Consider the following 11,614-nt stretch of genomic DNA (forward strand, 5'->3'; position numbering starts at 1 on the left):
ACTTACCAGCAACTTCTGAAGATTTTCCAAGAGCGAAGGAGGTCGTCGCCAGCAGCGCCGCCGCCCTCGTCAGTGATTGGGCTTATAGAACTACCCCCCTCAGAGAGTCAACAACGAAATTCAAAAAACTGTCATTTTTTTCCAGTGCATTGATTTTACTAGGTTATTTCAGCGCACCGATTCAGCGCTCTTGAAAACGGTGCTTTTGAGGGGGCTGTTGAGGTCGCAATTCCCGAATCCTCGCAACGCCTGCGCTGTTTTCACAATATGCGGCGGAATATGCACCTTGCGTGTGCTTCGGCGCACACATGAAACTGGCCTAATTGTCTTGCAATCGGCGTTCAAACGCGCGAATCCAAAGATCAACTGGATCCGGACTAGAAGATGAAATTGGGTAGCGAAACTCAAGGCGCGGATCGCCTTCCTGTGGAAGCAATTCTGCCGCAGCTGCTGGAAGCGTTGAGCGACGGCAATCGTGCGATCCTGTGCGCACCGCCCGGCGCGGGCAAGACGACGCTTGTGCCTCTGCGCCTCCTGGACACCGCATGGAGAGAGGATCGTCGCCTCATATTGCTCGAACCGCGGCGTCTTGCAGCACGGGCTGCCGCTCAGCGTATGGCAGATCTGCTTGGCGAGCCGGTGGGGCAGACGGTGGGTTACCGCATGCGGCTCGACAGCAAGATCTCCAACAAGACCCGCATTGAGGTGGTGACGGAAGGTGTCTTCACCCGCATGATCCTTGACGATCCGTCTCTGGACGGTATTGGGGCCGTTATCTTTGATGAGTTTCACGAGCGGTCTCTAGAGGCTGATTTCGGGCTGGCGCTGGCGCTCGACGTGCAGGAGGCGTTGCGCGATGACCTGCGTATCATCGTGATGTCGGCCACGCTGGACGTGGAAAAGACACAGCATGTGCTTGCCGGTGCGCCAGTTATTGAAAGTCGGGGCCGCAGTTTTCCGGTCGATATCCGTTATGAGGATCGCCCGCCGGGAGAACGCATAGAGGAAAGCGTGACACGGTCTGTTGTCAAGGCACATGCTGAAGAAAGCGGGTCCATTCTCGCCTTCCTGCCAGGACAGGGTGAAATCAGGCGCGTTTATGAGAGGCTTGAAGGCCACTTCGGCACCGGTACGTTTGTTGTTCCGCTCTTTGGCAATCTGTCAAAGAAGGAGCAAGACCAGGCCATCACTCCTCCGGCAGCCGGAACACGGAAGATTGTGCTGGCGACCTCGATTGCGGAAACCTCCATCACGATCGACGGTGTTCGTATTGTGATTGATAGCGGGTTTCAGAGGCTTCCTGTCTTCGAGCCGGCAACGGGCATGACGCGGCTGGAAACCGTGCGTGTTTCGCGCGCTGCAGCTGATCAAAGGGCCGGGCGCGCGGGCCGAACGGAGCCCGGCATCGCGATTCGGCTTTGGAATGCCGGACAGACGGCAGCCTTGCCGGCCCACACACCGCCGCAGATCCTGGCATCCGACCTGACCGGCTTTGTTCTCGATCTCGCCGCCTGGGGTGTATCCGATCCGGCAATGCTTCATTTTGCAGATCAGCCGCCCAAGGCGGCGCTTCAGGAGGCCCGCCAGCTTCTCATTTCGCTCGGCGCTCTTGATGACAGCTATGGCCTGACCACAAAAGGCAAGCAAATGCGCGCGCTTGGCCTGCCGCCGCGGCTCGCCGCCATGGTGGTTGCTGCAGGTGAACGGGGAGAAGCAAGGCAAGCGGCCCTGCTCGCCGTTCTTCTAGGCGAGCAGGGCCTTGGCGGAAGCGGGCTTGATCTTGATACGAGACTGGCGGGGTTCCAGCGAGACCGGAGCCAGCGGGCAGACGCAGCCAGGGGGCTTGCCCGCAAGATCGCGTCCAGCGTCAAAGGCCAATCTGATCGTGACGCGGCGGTGCATGCAGGCGCACTGCTGATCGATGCATATCCTGACCGGATCGCCTTTCAGCGCGGCGGGCGGGGGCGGTTTTTGATGGCCAACGGGCGCGGGGGTGAAATTCCGCCTGAGGAAGCGCTGGCAGGCTCGGAATTGATTGTGGTTGCCGATGCGACGGGGAAAGCGGGGAAGACGCGCATTCTTTCCGCAGCCGCCATTAGCCGCCAGGACATAGAAGACCGCCTGCCCGGCGCAATCATCACCGGCGAGCAATCGTATTTTGACCGGCAATCCCGTCAGGTACGTGCGCGTCGATCAACACGCCTGGGTGCCATCATATTCGAGGAAACGCCTTTGCCCGCACCGACGGGCGACGCCGCCGCCAAAGCATTGGCCGAGGGGCTGCGCGCCCTCGGGCTTGATGCAATCGACTTTGGCAAGGAGGCGCTGCAACTGCGTGAGCGGATTGGCTTCCTGCACCGAAGCCTCGGCTCACCCTGGCCTGACGTCTCAGATAATGCTCTGCTGGAAGGGCTGGATGACTGGTTCGTGCCGTTTCAAAGCGGTGTACGCAGCCTGGACAAGGTGACCCCTGCAAGCCTGAAGCAAGGGCTTCATGCACTCGTGCCTTTTGATCTGCAGCGGGATTTGAACGTTCTGGCACCGACTCACTTCGAGACACCGGCAGGCCAGCGCCATCCTATTCAGTATGAAGGCGAAGAGCCCCTGCTCTCCGTCAGGGTTCAGGAGCTTTTCGGGCTGAAAGCGCACCCTTCCATTGCGGGCGGGCGCTGGCCGCTTCTCTTGGAGCTGACGTCACCGGCACATCGGCCCATTCAGACAACGCGGGATTTGCCGGGCTTTTGGGCCGGCAGCTGGAAGGATGTTCGTGCTGAAATGCGGGGGCGCTATCCCAAACACCCGTGGCCGGAAGACCCCGCCGAGGCTGAAGCCACGCATCGCGCCAAGCCGCGTGGACGTTAAGAAATTTGTATTCTTGGCGATTCGCGGTCAAAAGCTCAAATGAACTCTCGCGAATTGCTCTTAAAAAGGCAGCGTCAAATGACACAGTCACTTTCCTATGAGGCGAAAAGCTTCGGACTTGGCGGACGAATCAGGCTTCAGACCCTTATCCGGCTGCGGTGGGTGGGCGCGATCGGTCAGGTGCTTGCTGTTCTTCTTGTTCATGTGTGGCTCGATTTCCACTTGCCCCTTCTGGCTGCCACTGTGCTGATCGGTGCCCTGGCGGTGGTCAATGTGGGGCTGTCGTTGCGCTACCCCCCGACTTACCGGCTTGAGCCTGGGCCCACTTTGGCTCTGCTCAGCTTCGATCTCAGCCAGATGGCGGGGCTGCTTTTTATCACCGGCGGACTGACCAACCCGTTCGCGCCGCTTCTGTGTGTGCCCGTTATCATCTCGTCTGCTTCGCAGCCCATCCGCTACACTGTGGCGCTGGGTGCATTGCTTCTGGTCTTTATCTCCGTTCTTGCATTCTCGCCGTTTCCACTGCCCTGGTATGAAGACAGGCGTTTTTTCCTGCCGACCGAACTGCTGACAGGCACCTGGTTTGCCATTCTCTCGATGACCGCGTTTGCGGCCTTTTACGCCTACCGCGTTTCTGTGGAAGCCAACCAGCTCTCCGATGCGCTGGCGGCTACCGAACTTGTGCTGCAGCGGGAAAACCACCTGTCGCAGCTGGATGGGCTGGCAGCAGCAGCAGCCCACGAACTGGGGACGCCGCTTGCCACAATCAGCGTTGTGGCGAAAGAGATGCAACGCGCGCTCGGCAGCGACGAACGTTTCACGGAAGACCTGCAATTACTGCAGAGCCAGACCAATCGCTGCAAGGATATCCTGCGCCGGCTGACAACACTCTCCACGGAAGATGAGGCCAGTTTGCGCCTCCTGCCGTTTTCTTCGCTTGTTGAAGAGGCAATGACGCCTTACCGGGAGTTCGGCATAAAACTGGAGTTGAAGGAAAAATCATCACGATCCGGCGAACCCGTGGGCCGGCGCAATGCCGGCATCATTTATGGTTTGGGCAACCTCATCGAAAATGCGGTCGATTACGCAAAGGATAGAGTCACCGTTACCACGGAATATGATTCGCTCAGGCTTCTGGTGGTCATTGAAGATGATGGGCCTGGCTATTCCAGCGACATTCTTCAACGCATTGGCGAGCCTTATGTCACCTCAAGAAGTCAATATGACAGTGCCGGCGGGTTGGGTCTTGGACTTTTTATTGCAAAGACGCTGCTTGAACGATCCGGCGCAAGGCTTAAATTCACAAATGGAAATAATGGCGCAAAAGTGATTGTCGAGTGGCCACGTAGCCGCATGGATGCGACTATGTTTATCGACGGCGACACAAACAGCCCGATCACTGCAGGCAATGCGGGCGACAATTGACGAGAGAGAGTACCGATAAGATGACGGTTGAAGATGAAGCAATTGGCCCAGACCCTTCGCTGCTGATTGTTGACGATGATGGTCCATTTCTCAGGCGCATCGCGCGGGCGATGGAAGTGCGGGGTTTTGTCGTCGAGACAGCCGAATCGGTCGCAGAAGGCCATATGAAGGCCAAGGCTCATGCGCCAAAATATGCCGTGGTTGATATGCGGCTGGCCGATGGCAACGGGCTGGATGTGATTGAAACGATCCGGCGCAAACGTTCTGATGCCAAGGTAATTGTTCTCACGGGATACGGAAATATCGCGACCGCAGTGAACGCTGTTAAGCTCGGTGCTGAGGATTATCTGGCAAAGCCTGCAGATGCGGACGATATTTTCGCAGCGCTCGTGCGCACACCTGGCGACAAGATCGAACCACCGGAAAATCCGATGTCTGCCGACCGTGTTCGCTGGGAGCATATTCAGCGGGTCTATGAAATGTGCGACAGGAATGTTTCAGAGACGGCGCGGCGCTTGAACATGCACAGACGCACGCTGCAGCGCATCCTCGCCAAACGCGCCCCGAAGTAGAAGCAGGTTCAGAAACCGTCTTCACTTTCAGTCTGCAGCGTCTTTCCTTCCTGTTCGGCGGCCAATTCAGCTGCCAGAAGCCTTTGGGCTGCGGTGCGTGAATAGTTGAGCATCAACACCTTTCGTGTCGCGCCGCTCAGCTTATGTTCGGGCGCTTCGCGTATCATGTGCGCGCCGTAGCCGTCTGAGAGAAACAGACCGCACTCCTTGGGGAAAATTTCGAGCGGCACATCCTTGTGTGTAGCGAAGAAAAGCCTGTCGCAATGGCTGCGATACTCCGGCCATTTGCGATCGACGCGGAAGTCCTCGATCGAGGACTTGATTTCGATGATCCATATCTCTCCTTTGGCGGACACGGCCACGAGGTCAGCCCGGCGTCCGCTTGGCAGTGACAGTTCAGGCAGAACCGCAAAGCGCATGGAATGCAGCAAACGCTGCATGCCCCGGCGAATCAGCAGCGCCCGCTCAGATTGGCGCCCGTCTTCCAAAGGATTGTTTGAATGGAGCGAAAGAATCGTCATAGGCCCATCTTAGCAGTCAACTTGTTGCAAAAAAGCCAGCTCGCGAATTTTTGAATGTTCCCAGTGATGTTTGGCTGGGGCGAGTATTGCAATATTAAGACTGTTCGCCATACATCTCGTTGCAATGCCGGCGGGGGACGAGCCGGGAGAGACTCCACCTCAATCAGAGAAAACAATGCGCCTGCGCACTTCAGCTTTTATTCTTTCACTTTCCGCTCTCTCCATTCTCACCGGCTGCACGACGTCGTCTGACAGTGGCGCGGTAGAGACCACCCAGGTCTTCACCAACTCTTATGGCGTGACCAAAGATGCCGGCTACACACTGCCTGCCATCCCGATCAACAGACTGAATCCCAAATATCAGCGCCAGATCGTGAGCTACAGCACCAGCGAGCGTCCCGGTACGATCGTGGTCGATACGCCGAACCGCTTTCTTTATTATGTGCTGCCCGGCGGCAAGGCTGTTCGTTATGGCATTGGCGTCGGCAAAGCCGGTTTCGCCTGGAAGGGTGAAGCCTATGTTGCATGGAAGCAGGAATGGCCGACGTGGCATCCGCCGCGGGAAATGGCTGAGCGCAAGCCGGACGTCGCCCGTTATGTGGAAGACGGCATGGGCCCTGGCCTCAACAACCCGCTGGGCGCACGTGCGCTTTATCTCTTCAACGAGAAGGGCCAGGATACGCTGTTCCGGCTGCACGGAACGCCGGTCTGGTCTTCCATTGGAACGGCCGCCTCTTCCGGCTGCATTCGCCTGATCAATCAGGACATCATCGACCTTTACAAGCGCGTCAAACCTGGTCGCAGCGCAAAGGTTGTTGTTCTGCAGTAGTTCTCAGAACCAGGAGATCAAGAAAAAGGCCGCCCAGTGGACGGCCTTTTTTGCTTTTAAGATGCTTGCTTTGCCTTCAGCTCCAGGCGACGGCGATGCAAGACGGGTTCGGTATAGCCGTTGGGTTGTTCGCGACCCTTGAGTACCAGATCAAGGGCTGCCTGGAAGGCAATTGAACTCTCAAAGTGCCCATCCATCGGCATATAGGCCGGATCGCCGGCGTTCTGCTTGTCGACCACCGCAGCCATGCGCTTCATGGTTTCCAGGATCTGTGCTTCGCTGACAATGCCGTGGTGTAGCCAGTTGGCCATGTGCTGGGAGGAGATGCGCAACGTTGCGCGGTCTTCCATAAGGCCGATATTGTTGATGTCCGGCACCTTGGAGCAGCCGACACCCTGATCGATCCAGCGGACAACATAACCCAGAATACCCTGGGCATTGTTGTCGAGCTCGGCCTGAATTTCCTCCGGCGTCCAATTGGGCCGCGGGGCGACCGGGACCGAGAGAATATCCGACAGCTTTGCCTTTTCGCGCGATCGCAGCTTGTTCTGGACCTCAGCGACATCAACGGCATGGTAGTGTGTCGCGTGGAGGGTCGCCGCCGTGGGAGAGGGAACCCAGGCGGTGTTGGCGCCGGCTTTGGGATGGCCGATTTTCTGCTCCAACATTGCCGCCATCAGGTCCGGCATGGCCCACATGCCCTTGCCGATCTGAGCGCGCCCGGAAAGACCGCAGGCGAGGCCCACATCGACGTTCCAGTTTTCATAGGCCGAAATCCAGGCGGCCTGTTTCATGTCGCCCTTGCGGATCATTGGGCCGGCTTCCATGGATGTGTGGATTTCGTCACCGGTGCGATCGAGGAAGCCGGTATTGATGAAGACGACCCGTTCCGATGCGGCGCGAATGCACTCTTTCAGGTTCACCGTGGTGCGGCGTTCTTCATCCATAATGCCCATTTTCATGGTGTTCTTCTTCATGCCGACCGCTTGTTCGGCGCGGTCGAAAATCTCGCAGGCGAAGGCGACCTCTTCGGGACCGTGCATCTTGGGCTTGACGACATACATGGAGCCGGCGCGCGAATTGGCGCGTCTGCCATTTTCACCGACGTCATGCAACGCAATCAACGCTGTCACTGCGGCATCCATGATGCCTTCCGGCACTTCATTTCCGTTCGCGTCCAAAACGGCAGGGTTGGTCATCAGGTGACCGACATTGCGAACCAGCATCAGCGAACGACCGGGCAAGGACGCCTTCTCGCCGCTTGGGCTCAGGAACTCGACATCGGGGTTCAGGGCGCGAACGAAGGTCTTTCCGCCTTTGCTCACCTCTTCCTGCAGGTCTCCCTTCATCAGGCCGAGCCAGTTGCGGTAAACGCCGACCTTGTCTTCGGCATCAACGGCAGCGACGGAATCTTCGCAGTCCATGATCGTGGTGATGGCTGATTCGAGCGTCACATCAGCAATTCCTGCCGGATCGCCCTTTCCAATGGGCGAGCTCGGATCGATTTCGACAATCATATAGAGATTGTTCTTCGTCAGCACGATTGCGGTCGGGCTTTCCGGTGTGCCGCGATAGCCGGCAAACTGGGCCACATCAATCGGCCCGGTGGTCCCATTCGGCGTCTTCACCACAAGCGCGCCGTCCTTGATCTCAAAGCCCTGCGCCACACTCCAGCTTTCGCCATCAAGCGGCACCGAACGATCGAGGAAATCACGCGCCCAGGCGATGACCTTGCCGCCGCGTTCAGGATCATATCCGCCACCCCTTGGCGGTTCGCCCAAAGCATCGGTGCCATAAAGCGCATCATAGAGAGAGCCCCAGCGCGCATTGGCAGCGTTCAGTGCATAGCGTGCATTGGAAACCGGGACGACCAACTGAGGACCGGCAATTTCGGAGATTTCCGGATCGACATTCTCCGTCGAAATCTGAAAGTCACCGCCTTCGGGGACCATGTAGCCGATTTCCTTCAAGAAGCCCTGATAGGCCTCCAGATCCGTCGGTGCACCATTCTCCTTATACCATGCATCAATTTTCAGCTGCATTGCATCACGCTTTTCAAGAAGCGCGCGGTTTTTGGGTGCCAGATCGGCAACCATGGCCGCAAACGCGCTCAGAAACGCTTCCGGATCAACACCAGTTCCCGGCAGTGCTTCGTCTACGAGAAAATCATGCAGCTTCGAATCAATCTTCAGGCCGTATTTTTCTGTCATCGCCATTTCTTTATCTCCCGCCGAGCGTGCCATGTTTGTTGCAATCTTTCGCATAACATCGGCCGGGTCAATCGGGAAAAAGTTTCAAAGATTTATGCCATAGTGGAAATAATTCCGGGCATTGGAGCGTTAAAACAGGCATGTTGCGATCTGGCTTCAAATGCTATGGCCTTGATGATTGAGACTGAAGGTGAACCTCATGAAACGTAAATTTCGAACGGCGGCTTCGCTGACTGCCTGCCTTGGATTTTCGGTGATCGCGAGCGAGGCTTTCGCCAGCGACGAGTACGCACCACAGCTGCCGGATATGGCCCTTTTCCGTACGATGCTGGAAGCAAACAAACAGCCTGGCTGGATCGCGTTTCGGAATTTTTCCGGACAACAGCTGATTTATTTCACCGCGCTCCAGACCCTGAACTGCCGTCTTTCCAAGATCCGCTATTCCATCAATTCCGATGCGCTGGACAAGGAATTTCCGCTCGGCAAATGTGACCCGCAGCTGCCCTTCAATCTGCCGGAGGGCACAGAATACATTTATTTGAGTCTGCCGCCCGGCACGGCAAAGACCATTGCTGTTCAGGCTGTGTGGGATGATGGCGCAGGCAGCGAAATTGTCGTCTACAAGCCATGTGAGAATGTTGGGGAATCGACCTGCGCGCGCATCGAAACCATCAACAAGCCTGCAGCGATGCAGGAGGCTCCAGCTGCGCCAAATGATGGTCGTTGATCTACCATATGTTCAGTGGCGATGGCTGATTCGCATCGGCAGTCCGCCGGCGGGTTGAACGGTCAGACGCTGGACCGGCCAGGGACGGGTATTTTCGGTCATGTCGAACCGAAAACGCCCGAGCAGGGTTGCCAATGCGATGGCAGCTTCCTGCAGCGCAAAAGTTGCTCCAATGCAGATGCGCGGGCCCGCACCAAACGGCAGGTATTGAAAGCGCCCGATCTTTTCGCGCGCACCGGGCAGAAAACGTTCGGGGCGGTATTGGCGCGGGTTTTCCCAATAGAGATTGTGCCGGTGGAGCACCCACGGCAATACGACAACAGCCTCACCGGCCGGTAGATCGTAGCGTTTGCCGTTTTCATCCGTCCAGCTGTCATCCTCCAAGGGCGCCCGGCCAATATTCGATGCTGGCGGATAAAGCCGCATAGCTTCCTCAAATGCGGAACGGACATGCGGCATGAGATCAAGCCATTCGACAGGATCGGCGCCCGTCGCCAAAACGCGATCTATTTCCTCTTCGACCAAAGATCTGAAATGGGGACTGCCGGCGAGGCAGTAGAGCGTCCAGCCTAGCGCACGCGCCGTCGTTTCATGGCCAGCACCGATAAACGTCAGAATATTGTCTTCTATCTCATTGCGGTTGAGCCCCGCCTCGCCTTCCAGACCCAATAGAAGCGTCAGGAAGTCGTCGGGAACCTGTTTTCCGCTCGCGATTTCGGCTTTTCGCTGATCCATGGTTCGAGACACCATGTCGCGAAATCCGCGCAGTGTTTTGAGACCGCGCAGGCGCAGCAGCCGCGGTATCCAGCGCGGGGCCTGTATCAGGTCCATGGGATCGACCCGGCCCATTGTCTTGAGCAGATTGTCGATCAGCTCGCCGAGGTCGCCGTCGCTGCGTGCAATGCCGCCTGAAAACAACGTTTCGGCCAACACCTCGTAGGTCAGCTGGGTCATCAACGCAGAGGCGTTGATTTCCGAGGCCCGGCTTGCATCTTCTTCCAAACGATCGGCAAAGGCGACCGATTGCGCCAGCATCTGCTGGGCAAAACCCCGCGCATGGCGCGGTGTGAAGACGGGCGCCATCGCCTTGCGGCTGCGCTTCCAGTTCTCGCCTTCGGCCGTCAGAAGACCTTCCCGCAAAATCGGCTTGAGAACGAGTTGTCGAACCGGCTGCATGCCATATCTGGCTGCATTATCCACCAGAACATGACGGACCAGACCGGGGTGATTTGCGATTGTGAGATGTTGTCCGAAAAAGCGGGCTTGAATGACGGGTTCATTATAGGAGGGCTCACCCCACAATTCGAGTGGGTTGCGCATGGTCACGCGAACCACGTCCAACCCACTGGGTGGGGTATTTCGCGGAATGGGCGCTGCCGGCTCGAAATACTCGACCGCTTTATCCATTCGCAAACACGCTCCTTCCTTGTGCCACTCCTTAACAATATGGAGTGTCAGAGAAGCGCTTCAAGCTCTTTCTGCTTATCGTTCACCAACCAGCCATAATAGTTTTCCTGGGGCCATGCCGGGCTGGAGCGGCCTCTGTTCTTTGCGGCCAACTCTTCTGCTCGCTCATGTGGATTCCCGAGGTTGTAAAGCGTGGCAGTAATCCCGGGATTTTTCGAAATATCCATATGCGCAACATCGCGGTATTCGTCGATCGATTTGCGGATGGCCGCAGCCATATAGGCAAGCGAGATATCGGGTTTCATAATGGCCTGATAGACCTTGGCCGCCCGCGTTTCGTCGAGTTTCGGATAGCCGGATTTCGACGCCACAAGATCTGTCAGTTGCAGTGCCGTCAGGGGGTTGATCTGACCGATGCCGAAGGTCTGCCCGGCATAAAACGGCTGAAAGAAGATTTTGCTGAAGCGATCATTGGGATAGCGTTTTCCATCCACGACCTTGCCTCGGAATTCTTTCTCCCAAATCTGCTCCCGGCAAGTCCAAAGCGAATAGGAATCCGTGTTTTTGTTGCAGGGTTCGAACTGGGGCCGCTCCACAAAGTCCGTTACCTTCTCCCCGTCATAGGCAAATCGGAAGGATTCACCGGCATAGGCCGCAGCTTTCACATAGTAGCTCTGCAGCCGGTCATAAGCATCCACGTTATAGGTATGCTCGCCAACAATCGCCCCGATCATGTGAATAGGATCGATACCATAGCGCTTTGCGGTCGATTTGATTTTCGACATGAGCTGCGTGTCGGTCTCCAGAAGCTTGACCACGCGTTCATATTTTTCATCGAACGTGGTTTTGCCTGCCGATGTGCGACGGGAGGATGCGCCGGGAACCGGTGGCTGTTTTGCCGAACGGTTCCCTTCCGGAACAACGCGAACACCGGCTGCCTCGGCGCCCGCAACGGCCACCAGGGACAGTGTGATGAGCGCAACAGCAAACGACCGCAAAAATCTCAATTCTTCTCTCCGCGAACCTCAATCCTGATATTGGGATAACGGCTGGAGGCCGCA

General features: G+C 57.1%; 10 protein-coding genes. 6 read left to right on the top strand and 4 right to left on the bottom strand.

Features of this window, described 5'->3' with window-relative positions; genetic code table 11:
- The 4 genes from NHF56_RS17085 to NHF56_RS17100 form a co-directional block, all read left to right on the top strand.
- On the top strand, positions 1-194 hold a 194-nt coding region (locus tag NHF56_RS17085; protein WP_252806794.1), incomplete at its 5' end, for a hypothetical protein.
- A gap of 190 nt (positions 195-384) precedes the next feature.
- Positions 385-2,862 carry an ATP-dependent helicase HrpB gene (gene hrpB / locus NHF56_RS17090; RefSeq protein ID WP_252806796.1) on the top strand — a complete coding sequence of 826 codons (2,478 nt, stop codon included), beginning with the start codon at positions 385-387 and terminating at the stop codon, positions 2,860-2,862.
- 78 nt (positions 2,863-2,940) lie between these two features.
- Positions 2,941-4,287, top strand: coding sequence for an ActS/PrrB/RegB family redox-sensitive histidine kinase (locus tag NHF56_RS17095; RefSeq protein ID WP_252806798.1), 1,347 nt, complete (start codon positions 2,941-2,943; stop codon positions 4,285-4,287).
- Between the two features lie 20 nt (positions 4,288-4,307).
- On the top strand, positions 4,308-4,859 hold the full coding sequence (locus NHF56_RS17100) for an ActR/PrrA/RegA family redox response regulator transcription factor (RefSeq protein ID WP_252806800.1): 552 nt from the start codon (positions 4,308-4,310) through the stop codon (positions 4,857-4,859).
- A gap of 8 nt (positions 4,860-4,867) precedes the next feature.
- Here the strand turns inward: NHF56_RS17100 and NHF56_RS17105 are convergent, their stop codons facing one another.
- Positions 4,868-5,380, bottom strand: a complete 513-nt coding sequence (locus tag NHF56_RS17105) for an MmcB family DNA repair protein (protein ID WP_252806802.1) — start codon at positions 5,378-5,380, stop codon at positions 4,868-4,870.
- Positions 5,381-5,555: 175 nt separating this feature from the next.
- On the opposite strand from NHF56_RS17105, the gene NHF56_RS17110 reads away from it, so the two are divergent.
- Positions 5,556-6,209, top strand: a complete 654-nt coding sequence (locus NHF56_RS17110; RefSeq protein WP_252806804.1) for a L,D-transpeptidase — start codon at positions 5,556-5,558, stop codon at positions 6,207-6,209.
- A 56-nt stretch (positions 6,210-6,265) separates the two neighbouring features.
- Here the strand turns inward: NHF56_RS17110 and NHF56_RS17115 are convergent, their stop codons facing one another.
- Positions 6,266-8,425 carry a malate synthase G gene (locus NHF56_RS17115; protein WP_252806806.1) on the bottom strand — a complete coding sequence of 720 codons (2,160 nt, stop codon included), beginning with the start codon at positions 8,423-8,425 and terminating at the stop codon, positions 6,266-6,268.
- A 193-nt stretch (positions 8,426-8,618) separates the two neighbouring features.
- On the opposite strand from NHF56_RS17115, the gene NHF56_RS17120 reads away from it, so the two are divergent.
- Positions 8,619-9,146 carry a hypothetical protein gene (locus tag NHF56_RS17120; RefSeq protein WP_252806808.1) on the top strand — a complete coding sequence of 176 codons (528 nt, stop codon included), beginning with the start codon at positions 8,619-8,621 and terminating at the stop codon, positions 9,144-9,146.
- A gap of 12 nt (positions 9,147-9,158) precedes the next feature.
- Here NHF56_RS17120 and NHF56_RS17125 read toward each other — a convergent pair whose 3' ends face one another.
- Together NHF56_RS17125 and NHF56_RS17130 are read right to left on the bottom strand one after the other, a co-directional pair.
- On the bottom strand, positions 9,159-10,553 hold the full coding sequence (locus tag NHF56_RS17125) for a cytochrome P450 (protein ID WP_252806810.1): 1,395 nt from the start codon (positions 10,551-10,553) through the stop codon (positions 9,159-9,161).
- Between the two features lie 47 nt (positions 10,554-10,600).
- The gene (locus tag NHF56_RS17130) at positions 10,601-11,551 is read right to left on the bottom strand and encodes a DUF1402 family protein (protein ID WP_373456338.1); all 951 of its coding nucleotides are present in this window, start codon (positions 11,549-11,551) and stop codon (positions 10,601-10,603) included.
- Between the last annotated feature and the right edge of the window lie 63 nt (positions 11,552-11,614).

Source organism: Rhizobium sp. L1K21 (assembly GCF_024055895.1).
In the GTDB taxonomy this organism is placed as follows: domain Bacteria; phylum Pseudomonadota; class Alphaproteobacteria; order Rhizobiales; family Rhizobiaceae; genus Ensifer_A.